Consider the following 22,062-nt stretch of genomic DNA (forward strand, 5'->3'; position numbering starts at 1 on the left):
GATGATGTCTCCTTTGACGCTGGGGTCTTGCGTCGATTGTCAACCAACGCGTTGGGCGGTTGCTGAGCGGGGTGGTCCTGGGAGCGTTTGACGTCGGCTGCTCGCGGTGAGAAAGTGCCGATCTGCGGCATCGACGAGGTGGTCAAGGTGGTCCAAGGCGAAGTGCGGCGCCCCCTGGCGGTCTTCGCGTGCGTAGCCTGCGCCGCGGCCGCGCTGTTGCTGGCGTTCATGGCGGGCTGGGATCTGTACCTGACCGGCTTTCCCGATTCGCACTTCACCGACTACGACAAGGCGGCCGCCGCGCCCAAACGGATCCTCATGTGGGCGGAATGGGGTTTCGTTGTCCTGTTTCTGATCCTCGGCTTTTCGCCGATCGGCACCCGGGCGCGGATCGCGGGATTGCTCGTCGCGCTGGCCGCGTTGGTTCTGGTCGCCGCGGTCCAACTGCTCGGCATCCCTTGGTATTTCATCACCCATCTCGGTCTCGACAACGGAACCGGCGGCTAGACCTGGGAGCTCGGGGGTGGCGCCCCGCGACGGCCGGACAGGCGTCGGCACAGCGGCGCCAAGCCAGGTCCGTCGAGCAGGTCCAATAGCGCGGTGCGACCACTGACAGCCATCATCAAAGCGACCACCGGTCCGCGAATTTCGGCACCGCTCCCCCAAACCTGGCCAATATCGTCCGCGCGCAAGCTGATCCCGCGCAGTCGGCCTAGAGGGACGAAGCCAAGCGGCCACGGACCGCTCAGGAAGTCCATCGCGAGCGCCACCAACCGTGGGTCGGGTTCGAACGGCAGGCCGAGCGGGACCCTGATATCACCGCCGTGCACCAGGATGTCCGCAAGCGGATCCAGTGGTCCGAACAACGGTGGACTGATCCGGCGGTCCGCGCATCCGCGCAACCTGGCCGCGATCTCATTGACCGGTCCCTGCGCGCCCCGTCGCGCCAGTTCGTCGATTGCGCGCGAGAGGCTTCCGCGACGGAGAGCCAGCCGCACGAATGCCGGCGTGCCGTCGGTGACCGTGCTGACCACATGCGCGGCCACGGTCTTGACATCCCAGCCTGCGCACAAGCTCGGCGTCGCCAACTGGGCTTCGTCCAAGCCGTCCAACAGGTTCGCCAGCTCTCGCCGCTCGTCGGCGGCGGCGGCGAAGACAAACTCGCGGACGGCTGCTCGCATCACGTGAAGGTCTTGTGTCGCAGTGCTTTACGACAGGTTCGCAGTTGCCCTTCTCTCACACCCGCCGAGCGTGCGCAGAATGCCGCGCGGCGCGGCGTGTCTGTGCACAGACACGCACGCTCGCGCCGATCGCAATCAGCCGGCCGGATACGCGACCGATTTGATTTCGGTGTACTGGTCGAACCCGGCGACGCCATTCTGGCGTCCGACCCCGCTGTACTTGTATCCGCCGAACGGGGTGTCGGCGCCGTACGGCGCGCCGCCGTTGACGCCCATGAAGCCGGCCCGGATCCGGCGGGCCACCGCGAGCGAGCGCTCCAGCGAACCCGACATCACGTTGCCGGCCAGGCCGTACTTGCTGTCGTTGGCGATTCGGATCGCGTCCTCCTCGTCGTCGAACGGGATGACGGCCAGCACCGGGCCGAAGATCTCCTCCTGCGCGATCGTCATGGAGTTGTCGACGTCGGTGAAAAGCGTTGGCCTGACATAGAATCCCTTGTCGAAGCCGGTGGGCGCGTCGGGTCCGCCGACCAGCGCGGTGGCCCCCTCTTCGACGCCCTTGCGGATGTAGCCCATCACGCGGTCGCGCTGGACCGCCGAAATCACCGGGCCGCACAGCGTTCCGGGATCCTGGGGGTCACCGCACGTGACGTTCTCGTAGATGCCCTTGAGGATCGCCACGCCCTCGTCGTAGCGGGACCGCGGCAGCAGCATCCGGGTGGGGTTCGCGCAGCCCTGCCCGGCGTGCATGCACGGCGCGATGCCGATCGCACACGCCATCCCGAAGTCGGCGTCCTCCAGCACGATGGTCGCCGACTTGCCGCCGAGCTCCAAGAACAGCCGCTTCATGGTCGCGGCGCCCTTCTCCATGATCCGCTGCCCGACCACCGTCGAGCCGGTGAACGAGATCAGGTCGACCTTGGGCGAGAGCGTGAGCTCTTCTCCCACAAAGTGATCCGACGCGGTGACGACGTTCACGACGCCCGCGGGGATGTCGGTCTTCTCGGCGATCAGCCGGCCCAGCCGGGTCGCGTTGAACGGGGTGTTCGGCGCCGGCTTGAGCACCACGGTGTTGCCGGTGCCCAACGCCTGGCCGAGCTTGTTGAGGGTGACCTCGAACGGGAAGTTCCACGGCACGATCGCGCCGACCACGCCCACCGGCTCGCGCCAGACCTTGCGGGTGGTCAGCGTGCCGGTCAGGCTGATCACCTTGTCACCCAGGTCGGTCTCCCAGGCGTACTCGTCGATCAGCCTGGCGGGATACTTCAGCCCGTCTTCGAGGGGGGCGTCCAGCTGGGGCCCGAAGGTGATCGCCCGCGGCGATCCCACCTCGAGGATGAGCTCCTCGCGCAGCTCCTCCTTCTCGGACTCGATCGCCTCGTGCAGCTGTAACAGGCAGCGCTTGCGCAGCTCCCGGTTGGTGGACCAGTCCGTCTCGTCGAAGGCGCGCCGGGCGGCGTCGATGGCCCGGTGCATGTCCGCCTTCGACGCGTCGGCGACCTCGCCGAGCGACTCCTCGGTGGCCGGGTTGATGTTGGTGAAGGTGCCGGCCTGGCCGTCGACGAGCTTGCCGTCGATCATCATCTTCGGCTCGAAGCGGACCTTTACAGCCTCAGTCATGTTTGTCACTCTCTTCTGACTCGTTGCAGGGGCTACGGAGAGCCTTACTGGAAACTAGCCGATTGGCAAGCTGCCGGGATCATTGGGGATCGAACAACACCGGCACCGCGGTCGGCGACCGGAATACCTGCCCGCGGATGTGCGGGTCGTCGGCGTCGGGGTCCAGCCGCAGATTCGGCAGCCGGTCCAGCAGCAGATTGATGGCGGTGCGCATCTCCAGCCGCGCCAGGTGCATGCCGAGGCACACGTGGACGCCGTGCCCCCACCCCAGGTGCGCCCGGGCCTCTCGGTGGATGTCGAACCTGTTGGGATCGGGATAGCGGTCCTCTTGCCGGTTCGCCGAACCGAGCATCGGCATCACCGTCGCCCCGGCCGGAATCGCCACGCCGCCGAGTTCGGTGTCGCGGGTCGCCACCCGGGTGATGGTCAGCAGCGGTGATTCCCACCGCACGCCCTCCTCGATCGCCTGCGGCAGCAGCGACCGGTCCGCGCGGATGGCATCCAGTTGCGGCGGATCCTTCAACAGCGCGAGCAGCAGGCTGCCCAGCGCGCGATACGTGGTCTCCACGCCGGCGGGCAGCAGCAGCCGCAGGAACGAGAAGATCTCCTCGTCCGCCAGCTTCTCCCCGTCGATCTCGGCCGCGCCAAGCGCGCTGATCAGGTCGTCCTTCGGCTCGGCCCGGCGGGCCTCGAGTATCGGCGCGAAGTAGTCGCACAACGCGGCCGAGGCCGCCAGCCCACGCTCGGGGTTCATCAGCCAGCTCAGCAGCGAAATCGACCACCGCTGGAACTGTGGGTAATCCTTTTCCGGCAAGCCCAGCAGGCCCGCGATGATCTGGCTCGGGTAGTCGAAGGTGAATTCCTTCACCAGATCGGCCTTGCCGTTGGGCGCGAACTTGTCGATCAGGCCGTTGGCCACGCGGCCGACCAACTCGTCCTGCCAGCGCGCCAATGACTTCTGCGAGAACGCCTTCGACACCAACGAGCGCAGCCGCCCGTGGATCGGCTCGTCCATGCCGAGCATGACGCCCTCCCCCAGCACGGGGCCGAATGCCGCGATGACGGCGGCCGAGGAAAACGTCTCGTTGTCGCGCAGCATCTGCTGGATGTCCTCGTGCCGATACACGATGAATATCGGCAGCCCTTCCTCGTGCGGAAGGGCTCCCGACGTCTCGAGCCGCTGCACCGGTTCCTCGCGGCGCAGCCGCGCCAGCTCGGTGTACGGATCACGCACGTCACCGGATATGGCGTCGTCGAAGGCGCCGAAATCCTCCAGATCGTCGAAAAGCTGTTCCATTGCTACCCCTCGTTTCCCTTGCGGCGCTTGGCCGCCAGCGACGCCAGGCGCTGCAGCACCGGCGCCGGAAGAACGCGCGCGACGACCACCATGGCCCGTTGAGCCGCCGTCAACGGCCACGCCCCGCCCCGCATCGAGCCCTGTCTGGGTATGCCCAGCACGATCCGCGACACGTGGTGCATGCCGGAGGCCGGGAGGATCCTGTTGGCGGCCAGCAGCATGGCGACGTCCGGGCCGACACCGCGGCGCCGGAACGGTTTCCGGTCGTCGAGCGCCTTGACCAGTCCGTCGGTGAACCGCTCGGGTGGCCGGGCGAAGCGGATCGCGAACCTGCCGCGGGTGTCGATGGTGTTGTGCAGCCGCGCGTACGGACCGTCGAAATCACGGTCGTCGATGGTGCCCGCGTCGGTGATGATGTCGGTGTCGTACATGCCGCTCACCAAAACGGTGACACCGAGACCGAACGGCGCGATCTCGCACGCCATGGACTCCCCCCACCGCTCCAGCGCTCCCTTGGCCGCCGAGTACGGCGCGGTGTTCGGCTGACCGCGCACCCCGGCCGCGCTGGATATCAGCACGATGCGCCCCTCGCCGGCCGCGCGCATCGCGGGCAGCAGGACCTGGGTGAGCGCGACGGGGCCCAGGACGCTGGTGGCGAACATCTTCTGCCAGAGCTGCATATCGGTTTCCTCCACCATTCCGGCGGCGGAGATCCCCGCGTTGTGCACCAGCGCGTAGGGGGCGCCCACGGCTTCCTCGATTGCCTTGGCCGCGGCGGTGATTGACGCATTGTCGGTGAGGTCGAGCTGCACGCCGATCAGCCGGTCGTCCTCTTCGCCTGCACCGGTCGCCTCACGAAGGTGCGCCATCCCTTTCTCCGGCGTGCGCATCGCCGCGACCACCCGCCAGCCCTCACGGTAGAGGCGAACCGCCGAGGCGAAGCCCAGACCGCGAGAGGCGCCGGTGATGACGACGCTGCGGGGCTCACCCATTCTTGCTCGGTGTCGCGCAGGCACCTTCGCCGGGCGGCGGCGGCTGCACATCGGGTCGGCCATTCGGTTGCCCGCTCATCCAGGTCGACCAGATGCCGACCGAGTAGGGGCCCTGCGCGCCCGCCTTCTCGTAAAAGCCTTGCGGGTCATAGACTTTGGCTTCCGGATACGGCCACGGGCAGGCGACCGAGGTCGCCGCCTTGGTGGCCTTGATGACGGCGAACCAGGTGCCGTAGGCGAAGTAGGACACGTTGATGATGGCGAACATCACCAGGAACGTCCCGAGCACCGGGCGCGTCGGGAATATCTTGGCCTTGGCGGCCAGCTTCTCCGCCACCGACTTACCGGTGTCGTCGCGATAGACCAGGATCGCCGCGGGCACCATCACGAAGGTCACCGAGAACGACTCCCAGATCAGCGGGAACTGGAACGTCGTGCCGGTGAACACCGAGCCCCACGGAATGACCTGCGAGTAGATGTACATGCCCATGTGGACCAGCTGGATCTCCAGCCACGCATCGAAGACGAAGCCGATTGCACAGGTCAGCAGGCCCAGGCTGACCAGCGGGTGACGCGACACGAACGCCGTCGGCCCGTACTTGGCCTGCAGCTTGCGCAGGATCCAGACCGCCGGGAAGTACGGCCCGAAATAGAAAGTGACATAACCGAATACGACGAACGGTTCGACGGTCGGCGACAGCGACACCAGCGGCCACGACTCCGGCCAGTGGATCAGGTCCGGGTTGTACACGGCGAACGGGGCCCAGTTCATGATCGGGTCCTGCCACACGATCAGCGTGGTGCACAGGAACATCAGCATCACCGGGCTACCGGGGTTGCGCCGCCAGCCCCTGACGAACACCAGCAGCAGCACCAGCAGCATGATGACGGTGGAGATGTGCAGGAAGGTGATGTAGTCCAGGCCGAAGATGAATCTGACCGGGCGGGGCCGGCCCTGGACATTCGGGTTGGCCACGCGCGGGTCGAGGGCTACGCGACAGTTCGCGATGAAGAAGAGCGCGAACGCCGCCAGGGCGGCGCCGGCGATCCATCCGCCCCAGCCGCGCTTTGCCCGCGGCGCCTCGTCCGGCCGCCCGAGTACGGACTGTTCCGTGGCCATCTCAGCCCTCCGCTCCGAAGCGATCGACCAGGTGCGAGTTGGTGCCGTCGGCGTCCAGGGTTCGGGCCACCAGGTAGCCCGCGCCCATCCACGCGCGCCGCGTCCACTTGCCGAAGGAGACCCGGGTGCCGGGGGCGCCGGAGGCGGCGGGCATCATCTTCACCCGCTCCAGCGCCTCTTTGACCCCGCGCGGGCTCAGCGGGTGCGCGTCGGCAAAGGCGCGCACGAGCGTGGCGGCGACGTCGTGGTTGACCACCGGCACGCAATATTCGGGACGGCTGCCCTCGTACTTCTCGGCGTAACGGTCGAGGAAATCCTGGCCGACTCGATTCGCCTCGTCGTACTGATCGACCCCGACCCAGCCCATGAACGCGTTCCACATGATCGGGTTCACCCACGCGTTCTGGAAAGCCGTGGTGGTGAATCGCGGCGGGTCCCACTCGACGGCCTCGAGCGCCGGGTTGATGAACACGATGCCGAAGCCGAAGCCCAGATGCACGATCGCCTCGGCCTTCGCGTCGTGCAGGGTGCGCACGGCCTCGTTGATGTCCTGTGCGGTCTGTGCGATCGGGGCCTCCGCGACGATCCGAATGCCGTTGCGGCGGCACGCGCTTCGCAGGTTTTTGAGATAGCTCTCGCCGATCAGGTTCTGCTCGACCAGTACCCCGATTTCGGTGAGCCCGCGCTTCGCGACCAGGTCCGCGATGAAGATCGGCTCGTCGGTCATCGAACCCTGCGGGAAGGAGAACGTCCATTCGCCCAGCCAGTCGTCGGTGCCGGTGACGCTGATCGCGGGGACCTTGAACCGCTCCTCGATCGCCTCGCGGGTGGGCACGCAGTTGTCGGTGATGTGCGGACCGAACACCACCAGGCAGCCCTCGTCGACCAGCTCCCCGAAGGCGTCGATCACCGCCTTGACCGATCCCTTGGGCAACCCCTCCACCTCGCGGTAGATCATCTGCACTGGGCGATCGATCAGGCCCTGTTCACGGGCTTCTTCGAAGACGAGGTCGAAGCACCGCGTGAAACTCGCCAACAATTCTTCCGGGAATCCCGGCGGCAGCGTGAAGTCCATCAGGTAGCCGACCTTGATCGGCTCTGCGGTGCTTTCGTAGGACATCTGACCTCCCGGGGTGGCAGCCTCGCGCGCCCGATACCGAAAACCTAATATTTGTTCAGACCCTAGCGGGGCCGGTATGCAGCGTCAATCCTCATCGGAAGCACCCAGGTAGATGTTGATCATCTCGTTGAGGGCTTTGCCGACGGCCACGTCGTCGGTCAGCGGCCCGGCGATCGCGGCCCGGGCGGCCTCCCGCATCGTCAGGCCCTCGGCGACCAGCCTGCCCGCCGCGATCAGCACGCGGGTGGACGCGACCTCACGCAACCCGCCGGTCTCCAGCCGGCGGATGGCCTGCCCCAGACGCACCAGCTCGGCGGCGGTCGCGTCGTCGACGCCCGCTTCGTGCGCGACGACGCCCACTTCGACTTCGGGTGCGGGGAAACCGAATTCGACGGCGACCATGCGCTGACGCGTCGAATCCTTCAGGTCCTTGAGCACGCTCTGATAGCCCGGGTTGTAGGACACGACGAGACCGAAGCCGGGCGCGGCGTCCAGCGTGATGCCGAGCCGCTCGATGGGCAGCTGCCGCCGGTGGTCGGCGAGCGGGTGCAGCACCACGGTGGTGTCCTGGCGGGCCTCCACCACCTCGTCCAGGTAGCAGATCGCGCCCTCGCGCACCGCCCGGGTGAGCGGGCCGTCCACCCAGACCGTCTCGTCGCCCTGCAGCAGGTACCGGCCGACCAGGTCCGCGGTGGTGAGGTCGTCGTGGCAGGCGACGGTGATCAGCGGCCGGCCCAGGTCGTAGGCCATCGCCTCGACGAAGCGGGTCTTGCCGCAGCCCGTCGGCCCCTTCAGGACGAGCGACAAGCCCTGCCGGTAGGCCGCCTTGAAGATGGCTTCCTCGCTGCCGATCGCCTTGTAGAAGGGACGTGCCATCTCCGCCTCGGGGGTCACGCCGTTCCGGTACACAGTCCCGGACTCATTGGCCATAGCTTCCCTTCCGCTTCCCTCCCGCTTGGTGTGGAGCCTAACCGGAACAGATGTTTGTTTCAACGGCCATCACCGCCCGCGAACGTGCGCAGATGTACGCGGTCGGCGGCGTGTCGCCGCACCGACACGCACGCTCGCCGTCGACTGCCCCGCGCTCGCGACGGGTCGGCGGCGAACCTCGGCCGAGCGCAGCGCGGACCGGAACAGCGGTCCGATCACGCCGGCGAGTTGATCCGGGCGGGCGATCGTCGCATGCGCGGTGCTGCCGAATACCCGCCGCAGCGATTGCACGTCGGTTCCGGCGCCGATCGTCAGGCACACGCAGCCGGTGCCGCGGCGGCGGGCCTCGATCAGGGCGCGGCGCGCATCCGCGGCGCCGTACGGCCGCTCGTACCCGTGGTCGTAGGCGAGTCCGTCGGACAGCACGACCAGGAGCCGCCGTGAGGTTCCCCCGCGCGCCTCCAGGACCGCCGAGCCGTGGCGGATGGCCGCACCGAGACGGGAGTAGGCGCCGGGCTCGAGGCTGTTCAGCCGCTTCATGACTCGGGAGTCGAGGTGATCGTCGAACCGTTTGACGGGCACCAGGCTCACTGCGCGCCGGCCCTGCGAGTAATAGGCGTAGAGCGCGACCCGGTCACCCAGATCATGAAGCGCCACAGCAAGATTGGCGGCAACCGCGCGCTGTTGCTCGTGCACCGTCCGGCCCACCGTCCCCGGTTCCCCCGCCGACCCCGACACGTCGAGCAGGAGCAGCACCGACAGGTCGCGCCGGCGCCGCAGGCTGTCGAGGTACACCGCCTCGTCGGGCACCGACCCGGCCAGCACCTCGACGCGGGCTTCGACCGCCGCGTCGATGTCGATGTCGTCACCCTGCGACTGGCGGTGGCGGCGGTGCAGACCCATCCCGAGCCGGGACAGCGGGCGCCGCAGGCCGATGGCGTCGTCGATCGCATGGGTCGCGGATGCCTTTATTTCGGACTCGATTTCGCGAACGGTGCACCACGCCGGGCGGTAGCAGTTGCGCGCGGCGTCCCACTCCGGATACGTCAGGCCGTCGGCATCCTCGGCATCCTCGCCGTCCTCGCTCGGGGTCGACGCCAGCGACGACACGGCGTGCAGACCGCGGTTGGCGGTGTTGGTCCGGTGCGTCGGGGTGTCGGCGCCGGGCGGTCCGCCGCCGCTGCCGGTCTTGCGCGCCGAGGACAGCATCTTCTTCAGCCACTTGCCGATGAAGCCACCCCCACCGACCGGGCTGGTGAACATGTCGGGATCGTCGGAATCGTCGACGGCGCCGTCGTCGAGTTCCTCGAGCTCTTTGGGGCCGCCGCGTGGGATGTGTTGGGGGTCTTCTCGGTCCTCCCGCTTGGCCGCCGCCGAGCACGCGGCCAGCACCTTCGCCGGACGGATCGCGCCGAATTCCGGTGGCGGGTCGTCGATCGCCACCTGCGCGCCGGCGAGTCGCAGGGACGCGGCGGGTGAGTCGCTGCGGCTCGCGACGTCGCGATCGCCCACCGACGTCAAGGCGCCCGGCAGCAGGTAGCCGTTGGCCACCAGCGCCCGATGGCCCTCGACGGCCAGGTAGCGCCTGGCCTGCCGCGGGTGGCGGACCAGGGCGCGCACGACGTCGGGATCCAGGCTGCCGGCCGCGATCATCGAGGCGTGCACGGCCACCGCTTCGAGTTTCGCGCGGTTTCGCGCGGCAGGATCCAGGTAGATCGTCTGGCCGTCGGTCCACGGGGGTTCGCCCGGCCGCTGTTCGGCGACCGCCAGGGGCCGGCCGGCGAGCGCGGAGGCGAGCAGGCCGAGGGCCTGCAGCCGATCGCCGGGAGCGTCGCTCGCCACGCACCACCTCCGAATCCCGCGACTCGTTGACCAAATATCTGTTCCAACGTAAAGTCCGGGGCTTGGCCCAGTCAATCGCGCGAGGTAAACAAGAGGACGTGGATTTCTCCTACCCGCCGGAGGTGGAACGGTTCCGCGCCGAGCTGCGCGAGTGGCTGTCGGCGAACCTGACCGGCGAGCTGATCGCCGCCCGGCGGCCCTCCGGCCGCGACGACGCGACGTTCGCGATGCTGCGGGACTGGAACCGCACCATGGCCGACGCCGGATGGGCGGCCGTCTCCTGGCCGCGCGAGTACGGCGGCCGCGGAGCGACGGTCTTAGAGCAGCTGGTCTACACCGAGGAAACCACACGCGCTCGGGCACCGTTGCCGCTCAACGTCATTGGCATGAACAACATCGCGCCCGCGATCATGCAGTACGGCACCGAGTCGCAGAAGGCAACGCTGCTCCCCCGCATGATGCGCGCGGACGACATCTGGTGCCAGGGGATGTCCGAGCCCGAGGCGGGCTCGGACCTCGCCGCGCTGCGCACCCGCGCGGTGCGCGACGGTGACGACTTCGTCGTCAACGGCCAGAAGGTCTGGACCTCGCTGGGGCACCGCGCCGACTGGTGCCAGCTGTATGTGCGTACCGACCCCGAGGCGCCGAAACACAAGGGGATCTCCTGCCTGATCGTCGACATGACGCTGCCCGGCATCGAGGTCCGACCGCTCGTCACGCTCAACGGTGACACCGACTTCGCCGAGCTGTTCTTTCGCGACGTGCGGGTCCCGGCGGACGCGTTGCTCGGACCGCTCGACGGCGGTTGGCAGGTGGCCACCACCACGCTGAGCCACGAGCGCGCCGGTGCCGCGCGGCTCTACGCCGAGATGCAGGTGCGGCTCGAGGAACTGGTGGCCGACTTCGCCGCGTCCAATGCCGGTCAAGACCCGGTGACACTGCGGCGCCTCGGCGAAATCGGGGTCCGCATCAAGTATCTCGAATTGCTTTGCCAGCGCTCTATTTCCGCGACGCTGCACGGCGGCTCGGACAAGGCAGCGCTCGGTTCGGCCAGCCTGGCCAAGACCGTGTGGGGCGAGATCGGGCAGGACATGGCCGCGCTGGCCTTCGACGTGCTGGGCACCGGCGGCGAGAAGCACCGGTGGGCCGATTACCGGCTGACGTCGCGATCGCTGACCATCGCGGGCGGCACGACCCAGATCAACAAGAACATCACCGCCCAACGCGTGCTGGGGTTGCCGCGCCAATGAACCTCGAATTGACCGACGAGCAAGTTGCGCTGCGCGACACGGCGCGGCGGTTTCTCGCCGAGAAGGCGCCGATTTCGGGCCACGTGCGCGCGCTGCTCGACGACCCGACGGGCACCACCGGCGCCGTCTGGCGCGGCCTTGCCGACCTCGGGACGACCGGCCTGCTGGTGCCGCCGGAATGCGGCGGGGCCGGGATGTCGATGGTCGAGGCCGGCATCGTGGCCGAGGAGCTCGGCACGGCGCTGCACCCGGGACCGTGGCTGTCGAGCGCCGTCGCCGCGCCGCGCGCCCTGGCCCGGCTCGGGGCCGAGGGCGCGGCCGCCGAGCTCTTCACCGGAATCGCCGACGGCACCGCCATCGCCACCGTCGGGCCGCTGCAGCGCAACGACGGTGCCGTCACCGCCGCCGACCGAGGCCCGGGCGTGGTGCTGCGCGGTGCGGCCGAGATCCCCGACGCCGCCGCGGCGGACGTCCTGCTCGTGCTTGCCGAGAACGGAGGCGGGACCGGGCTTTTCGCGGTGCGGACCGACTCGTCGGGTGTGTCGGTGACCCCCGAGCGCGGTATCGATCCCACCCGCAAGCGATTTTGGGTCGCGCTCGACGACGCGCCCGCACGCCGGCTGGCCACGCCGTCCCCGGATGCCATTGCGGCCGTCGTCGACGACGTGCTCATCGCCACCGCCGCCGACGCGCTGGGCGCCGCGCGGGCCGTCATGGACCTGGCCGTCGAATACGCCAAGGTGAGAAAGCAATTCGGCCAGGCCATCGGCTCGTTCCAGGCGATCCAGCATCTGTGCGTCGACATGTACGAAACCGTCGAGCTGGCCCGCAGCGGGGTGATCCACGCGCTGTGGGCCGCCGACCACGCCGACGCGCAGGAGCGGCACCTGTCCGCCTTGCGGGCCAAGGCGTTCGCCGGACGGTTGGCCACCGTCGGCGACACCGCCATCCAGGTGTTCGGCGGCATCGGCTACACCTGGGAGCACGACGCTCACCTGTACCTCAAACGCCTGCTGGGCTGGAGCGCGTTTCTCGGTGGGCCCGACGAGTATCTCACCGAAGTCGGTGCGCGCCTTGCGAAACGGAGCAGTTCATGATCGATTTCACCGGCCAGGTCGCGATCGTGACGGGCGCGGGCCGCGGCCTCGGCCGGTTGTATGCGCTGGAGCTGGCCCGGCGCGGCGCCTCGGTGGTCGTCAACGACCTGGGCGGCACCATGCACGGCGACGGCTCCGATGCCGCCGTCGCGGACCAGGTCGTCGCCGAGATCGAGGGCGAGGGCGGCGTCGCGGTGGCCTCGCACGACTCGGTCGCAAGCCCGGAGGGTGGTGAGGCGATCGTCGAGCAGGCCGTCGAACGCTTCGGCCGGCTCGACGCCGTCGTCAGCAATGCCGGGATTTTCAACAGCATTCCGTTCGACGAGCTGAGCGCGGACGACTGGCGCAGGATGCTCGCCGTGCATCTCGACGGCGGCTTCTATCTGAGCCAGCCCGCCTACCGGGTGATGAAGAAGCAGCGCTACGGCCGGTTCGTGTTCATCTCCTCCTCGGGAGGCATGTTCGGCCAGCCGCTGGAGGCCCACTACGCGGCGGCCAAGGCGGGCCTGGTCGGCTTGTCGAACGTGATCGCGATCGAGGGCGCCGAGCACGGCATCCTTTCCAACACCGTGCTCCCGTTCGGCTTCTCGCGGATGGTGACCGAAACGGTCGGAGACCCGAAAGCCCTTGAGGAGATTGGCTTCTTGAGCGTGATCAAGCCCGAGCTGGTGGTGCCCATGGTGGTGTTCCTGGCGAGCCGGGCCTGCGACTTCGGCCATCGGAACTACTCGGCCTGCGCCGGTCGTTTCGCCCGCGTCTTCGTCGGACTCGGCGCGGGCTGGCTCGCGGACAAGGACGGCAACCCGACCGCCGACGACATCGAGGCCCACCTTTCCGAGGTGTCGGCGACCGAGCCGTTCACCGTGCCCGGTTCGATCTTCGAGGAAGTCTTCGCTGTGGCGGCCCGGCTCGGCGTGAGCACCTGATGGGCGGCTGATCATGGACCTCGAGTACCTGCTGACCGCCACCCGTTCCGCGCGCAAGTCGCTCGACGTGGATGCGCCGGTCGACATCGACGACATTCGCGACTGCCTGCGGATCGGGTTGCAGGCGGCCAACGGCTCGAATCAGCAGTCGTGGCGGTGGCTGGTGGTCACCGATCCCGCGCTGCGGGACAAGATCGCCGGGCTGTACCGGGAGGCCTATCTGCTGCGGGTCGGCGGGCAACTGCTCGCCGGCATGCTGCCGGCCGGCACGCCGGAGGGCAGGCTCATGTCGTCGACGGAGTGGTTGGTCGAGAACATGACGAGGGTGCCGCTGCTGGTGATCCCCTGCTATGAGCCGTATCTGCCGCGCATCGACGGTGACGAGTCGTTTCACCAGGCCACGCTGTACGGATCGATCTTCCCGGCGGTGTGGAACTTTCAACTGGCGCTGCACACCCGCGGCTACGGGACGTGCGTCACGACGCTGCACCTGCACCGCGAGGACGAGGTCCGGCGGCTGCTCGGGATTCCGCCGACCTACGTCCAGGGCTGCCTGCTGCCCGTCGGTCGCCTCCGTGCGGGGCACACGTTCCGGCCGGCCCGGCGGCGCCCCGTCGAGGAGGTGGTCGCGCGCGACCGCTGGGACGGCCCCGCCCTTTAGAATGGGCCTTTCAGCGCCTTGTACAGCGGATTCCTTTCGCCCGGTCTGATAGCCTCTAACAAAGATTTGGTTCGGACGGGAGGACGGATGCGCATGCGCGCAAAGCAGTCGTCCGGTCTGGCGTATCACTAGTCATGGCCAAAGCCGAATCGTTGGCATCCAAGCGGCCGGCGGATCGTCTGGATCCGGCCGGCGCCGACGACTCCGGGACGCGCCGCACCGAGATCCTGCAGACCGCGGCGTCGCTGATCGCCTCGTCCGGACTGCGCACGTCGCTGCAGGAAATCGCCGACGCGGCAGGCATTCTCCCGGGGAGCCTGTATCACCATTTCGAGTCCAAAGAGGCGATCCTCGTCGAGCTGATACGCCGGTATCAGGACGATCTGAACCGCATCGGGCTCGCGGCCCAGGCGAGGCTGGACGAACCCGACTCGCGACCCGTCTCCGAGAAGATCCTCCAGTTGGGGTCGGCGATCGCCAACTGTGCCGTGCAGCATCGGGCCGCCCTGCAGATGTCGTTCTACGAGGGGCCGAGCGCGGACCCGCAACTCATGAAGCTCACCCGGCAACAGTCCACCGCGATCCAGGAGGCGATGCTGCAAACGCTGCGCGCCGGTAGGTGGAGCGGCTACATCAAACCCGACATCGACCTTCCCACGCTGGCCGACCGCATCTGCCAGACCATGCTGCAGGTCGGGCTCGACGTCATCCGGCACACCGCGTCCGCCGACCAGGTGGCCGAGTTGCTGTGCCGAATCATCTTGCAAGGCTTGGCGGCCCGGCCGCCGACCGACTCGGCACTGGATCGCTCCAAGGCTTTCAAGGCCGCGAGCGACGTGATCGAGACGTGGGCCGACGACAGCGAAGCCAGCGACAAGGCGGCCCACGTGCGCGCGGTGGCGCGAGCCGAGTTCGGCCGCAAAGGGTATGAGGTCACGACCATCAGGGACATCGCGTCCGCGGCGGGTCTTGGCACCGGGACCGTGTATCGGGTGATCGGGTCCAAGGACGAACTGCTGGACTCGATCATGCGCTCGTTCGGGCAGAAGGTGGAGGCGGGCTGGGTCGCCGTGCTGCGCTCCGATGCCACGCCCATCGAAAAGCTGGACGCGCTGAGTTGGGTCAACGTCAATGCACTGGACCAGTTTTCCGACGAGTTCAGGATCCAGCTCGCCTGGATGCGGCAATCGCCGCCGACGGCCAACCCGGGGTGGTCGTACGCCACGCGGCTTCGGCAAATGAAATCACTGCTCTCCGAAGGGATTCGGTCGGGCGAGATCCAGATCGACACGCCCTCCACGGCGATGCTGGCGCGGTGCGTCATCGGGGTGCAGTGGATACCGGAGAACATTCTTCGCGCCATCGGCCGCCGGCCGGCGCTGATACATGCCCGCGACACCTGCCTGCGGGGCGTCGCCGTTCGCGGGAAGTAAGACCGTCTAACTCGATCCGGCACCCCGGTATTGAACCAAATAACTGTTACCCATACAGTTGTCCAATTAGAACCGGGTTGGCAGTTACCGAGAAGGGGATTTCCATGACCATTGTCGATCGGTTGCGCTACGACGGCAAGCGCGCGCTCGTTGTCGGTGGTGCGACGGGCATGGGCGCCGCGGCGGCCAAGTCAGCCGGCGAGCTCGGCGCCGAGGTCATCGTGATGGACTACGCGCCGGTGAAGTATGACGTCGCCAAGTCCATCCAGGTGGACCTGCGCGACCCCGCGTCGATCGACGCCGCCGTCGAGCAGGTGGACGGCCCGGTCCACGCCCTGTTCTCGGCCGCCGGCATCGCCGACGGCACAACCGACCTGATGGCGATCAACTTCCTCGGCCACCGGTACCTCATCGAGCGCCTGCTCGAGAAGAACCAACTTCCCTCGGGCTCGGCGATCTGCTTCATCTCCTCGGTCGCCGGCATGGGCTGGGAAAATGACCTGGACCTGCTGAACGAGTTCCTCGCCACCCCGGACTTCGCGGCGGCACAGGAGTGGGTCAAGGCGCACGAGCCGGAAGGCATCATCCACTACGGCTTTTCCAAGAAGGTCGTCAACGCCTACGTCGCGACCCAGGGCTACCCGCTGCTGAAGAAGGGCATCCGCATCAACGCGATCTGCCCGGGCCCCACCGACACCCCGCTGGCCCAGGCCAACGCCGACCTCTGGCTCACCTTCGCACAGGACTACCGCGACGAGACCGGCTCCAAGGTGCACACCCCGGAGCAAATGGGCGACGTCATGGCGTTCCTCAACAGCGCCGCCGCCTTCGGCATCAACGGCATCACGCTGCTGGTGGACTACGGGCACACCATGGCCTCGCTGACCGGCGCCTACCCGCCCGGCAAGCCGATCATCGATCTGATCATGGGCCGGGTGAAGCTCTAGCCCGTCGTCTCCCCGCGAGACTGCAACGGCCGACGGGTCCACTCGGCGTTTGCGTCGGTAACTGCAGTCTCGCGGTTGAGTACCGTCGGGGCATGCGCATCGTTGTCATCGGCGGCCACGGCAAGGTCGCGCTGCAGCTCGCCCGCATCCTGTCCGAGCGTGGCGACGAGGTGACCTCGGTCTTCCGCAACCCCGACCACTCAGACGACGTCGCCGCCACCGGGGCCCACCCGGCGGTGGCCGACATCGAGCGGCTCGACACGGCCACGCTGGCAGACCTGCTTACCGGGCACGACGCGGTCGTCTTCTCCGCCGGGGCCGGCGGTGGCAACCCGGCCCGGACCTATGCCGTCGACCGCGACGCGGCGATCCGGGTGATAGACGCGGCGGTCCGGGCGGGAGTGCGGCGGTTCGTGATGGTGTCGTACTTCGGTGCCGGCCCGGATCATGGTGTGCCGCAAGATGATCCGTTCTTCCCCTATGCCGAGGCCAAGGCCGCCGCCGACGCCCAACTTCGCGCCAGCGGGCTGGATTGGACGGTGCTGGGACCGGGCCGGCTCACCCTCGAGCCCGCCACCGGCCGGATCGCCATCGGCAGGGGCAAGGGTGAGGTCTCGCGAGCCGATGTCGCGGGCGTCGTCGCGACCGCGCTGGCCGACGGCTCGACCGTCCACCGCACCATCGAATTCAACAACGGCGACATCCCGATCGCCGAGGCGCTGGCGGGCTGACTATGCTGCTTCTCGCAGCTGGTCTGCTGTCGCCGCAGCCGCGGCGCCGGCATCGAGCGAGGCATGTTAGTCATGCGTCGCAAGAGGGAACCCGGTGAGAGTCCGGGACTGTCCCGCAGCGGTATGCAGGAACGAACGCCGTCACCAAGCACTGGTCTGAAAGACCGGGAAGCGACGGCCAGTAGGAGCACCACCGGGGTGCGTGCCTGCGAGTCCGAAGACCTGCCGGCTGTGCCGGGCGCGCCGCGTCCGGCGGGCTCATCGCCTCGTGGAATGGGCGTCTGGCCGTGGCCGTTGCGGTTTGTGTACCGCCAACGGCATCGGCTGCGCGTCTGCCGGCGGTGAACCGAACCGTCGAATGAAGGACGAAATCGTGACTCCTGTAAGCAGTCAACCATTCACCGCCACGGTCACCGGCTCGCCGCGCATCGGCCCGAAGCGCGAACTCAAGCGCGCCACCGAGGGCTATTGGGCCGGACGCACCAGCCGATCGGAACTGGAGTCCGTCGCCGCCACATTGCGCCGCGACACGTGGGCGGGCCTGGCGGCCGCCGGCCTGGACTCGGTGCCGGTGAACACCTTCTCGTACTACGACCAGATGCTGGACACGGCGGTCATGCTCGGCGCGCTGCCGGCCAGGGCCGCCCAAGTCCCCGACGAACTCGACCGATACTTCGCCGCCGCGCGCGGCAACGAGGAGGTCGCGCCACTGGAGATGACCAAGTGGTTCGACACCAACTATCACTACCTGGTTCCCGAGATCGAGCCCGCAACCCGGTTCGCGCTGAACCCGGACAAGGTGCTTTCCGAGTTGAAAGAGGCGCTCGGACAAGGCATTCCGGCGCGCCCGGTGGTCATCGGGCCGGTCACCTTCCTGCTACTGAGCAAGGGCGCCGAGGGCGCGGGCGCACCCATCGAGCGGCTGCAGGAGCTGGTGCCGATCTACTCCGAGCTGCTGTCGCTGCTCGCCGACAACAGCGCGCAGTGGGTGCAGCTCGACGAGCCGGCGCTGGTCACCGACATCTCCCCCGACGCGCCCGCGCTGGCCGAGGCGGTGTACAGCGCGCTGGGCGCGGTCAGCAACCGCCCCGCCATCCACGTCGCCACCTACTTCGGCGACCCGGGCGCCTCCCTGCCGGCACTGGCCCGCACGCCGGTCGAGGCGATCGGCGTCGACCTGGTCGCCGGGGCCGACACCGCCGTCGCGGCCATTCCCGAGCTTGCCACCAAGGCGCTGGTGGCCGGCATCGTCGACGGGCGCAACGTCTGGCGCACCGACCTGGAGTCGGCGCTAGGCAAGCTGGCGACGCTGCTCGGCTCGGCGGCCAATGTCGCGGTGTCGACGTCGTGTTCGACGATGCACGTGCCGTACTCGCTGGAACCCGAAACCGGGCTCGACGACGCCCTGCGCAGCTGGCTGGCGTTCGGGCGGGAGAAGGTCGACGAGGTGGTGACGCTGGCGCGCGCACTGCATGACGGGCCCGACACAGTCGCCGACGCGATCGCGGCGTCCAACGCCGCGGTGGCCTCGCGCAAGAAGGACCCGCGGCTGCACAACGGCCAGGTCCGGGCCCGGATCGACGAGATCGTCGCCTCGGGCTCGCACCGGGGCGACGCGGCCGCGCGCCGCGCGAGTCAGGAGGCGCGGCTACAGCTGCCCCCGCTGCCGACCACGACGATCGGCTCCTACCCGCAGACGTCGGCAATCCGCAAGGCGCGCGCGGCTTTTCGGGCCGGCGAGATCGACGAGGCCAGCTACGTCGGCAAGATGCGCAAGGAGATCGCCGACGTCATCAAGCTGCAGGAGGAACTCGGCCTCGACGTGCTGGTACACGGCGAGCCCGAGCGCAACGACATGGTGCAGTACTTCGCCGAGCAGCTCGAGGGCTTCTTCGCCACGCAGAACGGCTGGGTGCAGTCCTACGGCAGCCGCTGCGTGCGCCCGCCGATCCTCTACGGCGACGTGGTTCGCACCCACCCGATGACGGTCGAATGGATCACCTACGCACAGTCTTTGACCGACAAGCCGGTGAAGGGGATGCTGACCGGGCCGGTCACCATTCTGGCCTGGTCGTTCGTCCGCGACGACCAGCCGCTGGCCGACACCGCCAACCAGGTGGCCCTGGCCATCCGGGACGAGACCGTGGACCTGCAGGCCGCCGGAATCGCCGTCATCCAGGTCGACGAGCCGGCGCTGCGCGAGCTGCTGCCGTTGCGCCGCGCCGACCAGGACGAGTACTTACGTTGGGCCGTTGGCGCTTTCCGGCTGGCCACTTCCGGAGTCGCCGACTCGACGCAGATCCACACGCACCTGTGCTACTCGGAGTTCGGTGACGTCATCGGGGCGATCGCCGACCTGGACGCCGACGTCACGTCGATCGAGGCGGCACGCTCGCACATGGAGGTGCTGGACGACCTGAATGCCGCCGGCTTTTCCAACAGCGTGGGCCCGGGCGTGTACGACATCCACTCGCCGCGGGTGCCGAGCGCAGACGAGATCGCGGAGTCGCTGCGCGCGGCGCTGCGAGCCGTTCCGGCGCAACGACTCTGGGTCAACCCCGACTGCGGGCTGAAGACCCGCAACACCGACGAGGTCACCGCGTCCCTGCGCAACATGGTCGCCGCGGCGCGGGAAGTCCGCGCGAGCGCCTAGTGTTCCGGCGAGCGTGAGGCTGTTGCGAATCCGCCGCCGGGATCTCGCAACAGTTTCACACTCGGCGGTTCAGGTCGGACAACACCTGGACCGGCACGTCGTCGTCCCACGGCTGCCGGGTCACCATGTCGGCGACCCGCACGATGCCCCGCTCGAACTCGCCGGTCGCCGCGTCCACCAGCCGATACTCCTGCGTCTGCTTGTGGATCGGCTGCGCGTCCAGCAGGACCACGCGCACCTCGCCCGGCTCGAAGTGGCAGCGCTCCTGCATCGCGGCGATCAGCTGCTCGTTGTGCATGTGGCCGTCGCCGAAGTTCCAGCCGATGGCGGTGCTGCAGATCCGCTCGCCGTCGGTGATGACGTAGTCGTCCTCGTTCTGGCCGGCCATCGCCCGGTGCGCCAGCGTGAACAGCGCCCGGCCGTGCGTGTTGAAGCCGCGGAACGCGTACCCCATGTAGATCGGGATCTGCGCGGCTTCCGGGCTGCCGTAGAACCGCTCCAGCTGGGCCTGCGGCATGCTGGCGATCGCCACGATGCCCCGGCTGATCTTGTCGTTCGCGGAAGGCTTGATGCACCACAGCGTGGTGTCCCAGTTTCCGGCGTAGTAGCGCATGCCCGGCAGGAACGAGATCTTGCGCGGGAACATGTTGCCGAGCACAACGATGCCCGCGATGATGGCGAATAGGATCGCCACCGGCACTGGGTGTTTCAGGTCGCTCAATCCCAGGCGGGCGTGCGCGACGAACAGCGACAGCACGCCGAAGATCATGAACACGTTCCACTCCAGCGGCACCCCCATGGGGATCGACACCAGGATCCCCAGGTGGAAGCACACCATGACGATCGCCGCAATGGTGGTCGGCCAGCCGCCGTGGCAGAAGAACAGCGGCAGCGGCACCAACATCTCGATCGCGGTGCTGAGGTGAGCCAGCATCCGTGACAGCCGTCCGGGCCGCAGGTCGTCCGGGAACCTCTCGAAGAAGCGCCGTTTCAGCCACCGGGGCCGCATCAGCGGGTTGTTGGACATCATGGTGGAGATCACGAACGGGAAGTGCCTGTTGAGCTTCGACGTCGCCGCGCCCACCCAGATCACCAGGAACACCACCTTGGACGCGACGATCATGTCGGCGCCGCCGAACAGGAACGTGACCGTCATCGTCACGTACACCTCGCCGCGGGCGGCCAGGAAGATCACCTTGTCGCGCAGCCCCAGCACGGCGACGATCACCAGGATGGTCACGATCTCCCACGTCGGCAACAACCCGATCGTCGTGCCGAGCTCGGGCACCGGTCCGGTGCCGTCCGAGAACAGCGCCCGCAGCGTCACCAGCAGCAGCAGTGCGTACAGGGCGACGTCGAACGGGGTGCGCTTGGTGCCGCTGGTCCCCGGGACGCGATCCGGCCACGGTGGCAGCCGGATGGTGCCGAAACGCATCCAGTACAGGATCGAGCCCATCGGCGGGAAGAACCGGTTGTTCAGCGGGCCGAAGCCGCAGCCCAGCCCGATCACCTCGAACAGCATGGTGTAGAGCACGACCTTCTCGAACACGATCGGTTCCGACCACCACGACGCGACGTTGGTGAACCCGCTAATTCCCTTGGTGGCCGACGCAAACAGCCACGCGAAGAGGATGTAGAGCAGGATCTTGACGACGTAGAACAGGTGCAGCGCGACCGGTGTTCCGAAACCCACCTCGGCCCAATGCCTCGCCATCGGGCGGATCTTCTCGCTGCGGGTGCCCTTGCTCCACTCGGCCATCTCGATCTGCGGCAGATCAGGCTTGAGAAATCCCATGGTGTCACAGACTAGAACGTGTTCTAGGGGCGTGGCTCGGGTTGGGGCCAAGAATCTTTGCCCGCGGCCCCAGCCCCGGATACGGTGACGTTGGGTCGGCATGTTCCGGGGAGACGTCCATCATGAGCAAACTTCGATTCGCCATCGTGGCAACGGTTGCGGCCGTCTCAGCGATCGCCGTCGCCTTGGGGACCGGCACCGCTCGTGCCGACCCGCCCGCGCCCGGCGACGGCTGCACGGTATTGCACGCGACCGCCAAGGACGCCAACGGCCGGATGATGTGGTGCAACCCGACCATGACCGGCGACCATAGCCTGGTGTGGCAGTACGGCGGACCCGCCTGAGAAGGGCCCGCCGCCGCCGAATGTGAAGCTGTTGCGAATTTCCGCGCTCGGCTTCAAGGGATGGATGCAACACATCTGATTGAGGAGTGTTGTTGTGACCCGTCCGGCGTTGAGATCTGTTGT

The 22,062-nt window shown here is 68.1% G+C and carries 19 protein-coding genes and 1 riboswitch; of the genes, 10 read left to right on the top strand and 9 right to left on the bottom strand.

Translation table 11 applies throughout. From position 1 onward, the window contains the following. Positions 1-114: 114 nt before the first annotated feature. A complete protein-coding gene (locus OQ968_RS08530; protein ID WP_324676601.1) occupies positions 115-507 on the top strand; it encodes a hypothetical protein in 393 nt (130 codons plus the stop codon). On the opposite strand, the gene OQ968_RS08535 is transcribed toward OQ968_RS08530, so the two are convergent. The 8 genes from OQ968_RS08535 to OQ968_RS08570 form a co-directional block, all read right to left on the bottom strand. Continuing rightward, positions 504-1,181 carry a maleylpyruvate isomerase family mycothiol-dependent enzyme gene (locus OQ968_RS08535; protein WP_324676603.1) on the bottom strand — a complete coding sequence of 226 codons (678 nt, stop codon included), beginning with the start codon at positions 1,179-1,181 and terminating at the stop codon, positions 504-506. The two genes, OQ968_RS08530 and OQ968_RS08535, sit on opposite strands and share 4 nt — an antisense overlap. A gap of 135 nt (positions 1,182-1,316) precedes the next feature. Beyond that, complete coding sequence (locus tag OQ968_RS08540; protein ID WP_324676605.1) at positions 1,317-2,801, bottom strand: aldehyde dehydrogenase family protein; 1,485 nt, start codon at positions 2,799-2,801, stop codon at positions 1,317-1,319. 79 nt (positions 2,802-2,880) lie between these two features. Beyond that, the gene (locus OQ968_RS08545; RefSeq protein ID WP_324676607.1) at positions 2,881-4,098 is read right to left on the bottom strand and encodes a cytochrome P450; all 1,218 of its coding nucleotides are present in this window, start codon (positions 4,096-4,098) and stop codon (positions 2,881-2,883) included. A 2-nt stretch (positions 4,099-4,100) separates the two neighbouring features. Continuing rightward, positions 4,101-5,090: an SDR family oxidoreductase gene (locus OQ968_RS08550; RefSeq protein WP_324676608.1), complete on the bottom strand. Its 990-nt coding sequence runs from the start codon at positions 5,088-5,090 to the stop codon at positions 4,101-4,103. After that, a complete protein-coding gene (locus OQ968_RS08555; protein ID WP_324676610.1) occupies positions 5,083-6,210 on the bottom strand; it encodes a spirocyclase AveC family protein in 1,128 nt (375 codons plus the stop codon). Before OQ968_RS08555 ends, OQ968_RS08550 begins: the two co-directional genes overlap by 8 nt. 1 nt (position 6,211) lies before the next feature. Next, a complete protein-coding gene (locus OQ968_RS08560; protein WP_324676612.1) occupies positions 6,212-7,330 on the bottom strand; it encodes an ABC transporter substrate-binding protein in 1,119 nt (372 codons plus the stop codon). A gap of 84 nt (positions 7,331-7,414) precedes the next feature. After that, a complete protein-coding gene (locus tag OQ968_RS08565; protein ID WP_324676614.1) occupies positions 7,415-8,260 on the bottom strand; it encodes a CbbQ/NirQ/NorQ/GpvN family protein in 846 nt (281 codons plus the stop codon). 69 nt (positions 8,261-8,329) lie between these two features. After that, positions 8,330-10,102, bottom strand: a complete 1,773-nt coding sequence (locus OQ968_RS08570; protein WP_324676615.1) for a nitric oxide reductase activation protein NorD — start codon at positions 10,100-10,102, stop codon at positions 8,330-8,332. 98 nt (positions 10,103-10,200) lie between these two features. On the opposite strand from OQ968_RS08570, the gene OQ968_RS08575 reads away from it, so the two are divergent. From OQ968_RS08575 to metE, 8 genes are all read left to right on the top strand, one after another. Continuing rightward, positions 10,201-11,352 (top strand): acyl-CoA dehydrogenase family protein, encoded by a 1,152-nt coding sequence (locus tag OQ968_RS08575; protein WP_324676617.1) that lies wholly within the window; start codon positions 10,201-10,203, stop codon positions 11,350-11,352. After that, a complete protein-coding gene (locus OQ968_RS08580; RefSeq protein ID WP_324676619.1) occupies positions 11,349-12,449 on the top strand; it encodes an acyl-CoA dehydrogenase family protein in 1,101 nt (366 codons plus the stop codon). The genes OQ968_RS08575 and OQ968_RS08580 overlap by 4 nt, the downstream gene beginning before the upstream one ends. Beyond that, positions 12,446-13,375, top strand: coding sequence for an SDR family NAD(P)-dependent oxidoreductase (locus tag OQ968_RS08585; RefSeq protein WP_324676621.1), 930 nt, complete (start codon positions 12,446-12,448; stop codon positions 13,373-13,375). Before OQ968_RS08580 ends, OQ968_RS08585 begins: the two co-directional genes overlap by 4 nt. Positions 13,376-13,388: 13 nt before the next feature. Further along, positions 13,389-14,036 (top strand): nitroreductase family protein, encoded by a 648-nt coding sequence (locus OQ968_RS08590; RefSeq protein ID WP_324676623.1) that lies wholly within the window; start codon positions 13,389-13,391, stop codon positions 14,034-14,036. 134 nt (positions 14,037-14,170) lie between these two features. Then, entirely contained in the window at positions 14,171-15,469 is a 1,299-nt protein-coding gene (locus OQ968_RS08595) for a TetR/AcrR family transcriptional regulator (RefSeq protein WP_324676625.1), read from the top strand. Between the two features lie 104 nt (positions 15,470-15,573). Beyond that, positions 15,574-16,416: an SDR family oxidoreductase gene (locus OQ968_RS08600; protein ID WP_324676627.1), complete on the top strand. Its 843-nt coding sequence runs from the start codon at positions 15,574-15,576 to the stop codon at positions 16,414-16,416. Positions 16,417-16,508: 92 nt separating this feature from the next. After that, positions 16,509-17,147, top strand: coding sequence for an SDR family oxidoreductase (locus tag OQ968_RS08605; protein ID WP_324676628.1), 639 nt, complete (start codon positions 16,509-16,511; stop codon positions 17,145-17,147). 50 nt (positions 17,148-17,197) lie between these two features. Continuing rightward, positions 17,198-17,392: riboswitch (cobalamin riboswitch) on the top strand. A 113-nt stretch (positions 17,393-17,505) separates the two neighbouring features. Then, entirely contained in the window at positions 17,506-19,800 is a 2,295-nt protein-coding gene (gene metE, locus OQ968_RS08610; protein WP_324676630.1) for a 5-methyltetrahydropteroyltriglutamate--homocysteine S-methyltransferase, read from the top strand. Between the two features lie 55 nt (positions 19,801-19,855). Here the strand turns inward: metE and OQ968_RS08615 are convergent, their stop codons facing one another. Continuing rightward, on the bottom strand, positions 19,856-21,595 hold the full coding sequence (locus OQ968_RS08615; RefSeq protein ID WP_324676632.1) for a DUF3556 domain-containing protein: 1,740 nt from the start codon (positions 21,593-21,595) through the stop codon (positions 19,856-19,858). Between the two features lie 122 nt (positions 21,596-21,717). On the opposite strand from OQ968_RS08615, the gene OQ968_RS08620 reads away from it, so the two are divergent. Next, on the top strand, positions 21,718-21,939 hold the full coding sequence (locus OQ968_RS08620; RefSeq protein ID WP_324676634.1) for a hypothetical protein: 222 nt from the start codon (positions 21,718-21,720) through the stop codon (positions 21,937-21,939). The last annotated feature ends 123 nt before the right edge of the window (positions 21,940-22,062 follow it).

The organism is Mycobacterium sp. 663a-19 (genome assembly GCF_035616495.1).
In the GTDB taxonomy this organism is placed as follows: domain Bacteria; phylum Actinomycetota; class Actinomycetes; order Mycobacteriales; family Mycobacteriaceae; genus Mycobacterium.

Excerpts from the sequence above, each read along its gene's own strand:
- OQ968_RS08620 (WP_324676634.1), top strand. The coding sequence starts at position 21,718 with ATGAGCAAACTTCGATTCGCCATCGTGGCAACGGTTGCGGCCGTCTCA.
- OQ968_RS08535 (WP_324676603.1), bottom strand. The coding sequence starts at position 1,181 with ATGCGAGCAGCCGTCCGCGAGTTTGTCTTCGCCGCCGCCGCCGACGAG.
- OQ968_RS08585 (WP_324676621.1), top strand. The coding sequence starts at position 12,446 with ATGATCGATTTCACCGGCCAGGTCGCGATCGTGACGGGCGCGGGCCGC.
- OQ968_RS08595 (WP_324676625.1), top strand. The coding sequence starts at position 14,171 with ATGGCCAAAGCCGAATCGTTGGCATCCAAGCGGCCGGCGGATCGTCTG.
- metE (WP_324676630.1), top strand. The coding sequence starts at position 17,506 with ATGAAGGACGAAATCGTGACTCCTGTAAGCAGTCAACCATTCACCGCC.
- OQ968_RS08615 (WP_324676632.1), bottom strand. The coding sequence starts at position 21,595 with ATGGGATTTCTCAAGCCTGATCTGCCGCAGATCGAGATGGCCGAGTGG.
- OQ968_RS08540 (WP_324676605.1), bottom strand. The coding sequence starts at position 2,801 with ATGACTGAGGCTGTAAAGGTCCGCTTCGAGCCGAAGATGATGATCGAC.
- OQ968_RS08555 (WP_324676610.1), bottom strand. The coding sequence starts at position 6,210 with ATGGCCACGGAACAGTCCGTACTCGGGCGGCCGGACGAGGCGCCGCGG.
- OQ968_RS08580 (WP_324676619.1), top strand. The coding sequence starts at position 11,349 with ATGAACCTCGAATTGACCGACGAGCAAGTTGCGCTGCGCGACACGGCG.
- OQ968_RS08590 (WP_324676623.1), top strand. The coding sequence starts at position 13,389 with ATGGACCTCGAGTACCTGCTGACCGCCACCCGTTCCGCGCGCAAGTCG.
- OQ968_RS08545 (WP_324676607.1), bottom strand. The coding sequence starts at position 4,098 with ATGGAACAGCTTTTCGACGATCTGGAGGATTTCGGCGCCTTCGACGAC.
- OQ968_RS08600 (WP_324676627.1), top strand. The coding sequence starts at position 15,574 with ATGACCATTGTCGATCGGTTGCGCTACGACGGCAAGCGCGCGCTCGTT.
- OQ968_RS08605 (WP_324676628.1), top strand. The coding sequence starts at position 16,509 with ATGCGCATCGTTGTCATCGGCGGCCACGGCAAGGTCGCGCTGCAGCTC.
- OQ968_RS08550 (WP_324676608.1), bottom strand. The coding sequence starts at position 5,090 with ATGGGTGAGCCCCGCAGCGTCGTCATCACCGGCGCCTCTCGCGGTCTG.
- OQ968_RS08565 (WP_324676614.1), bottom strand. The coding sequence starts at position 8,260 with ATGGCCAATGAGTCCGGGACTGTGTACCGGAACGGCGTGACCCCCGAG.
- OQ968_RS08560 (WP_324676612.1), bottom strand. The coding sequence starts at position 7,330 with ATGTCCTACGAAAGCACCGCAGAGCCGATCAAGGTCGGCTACCTGATG.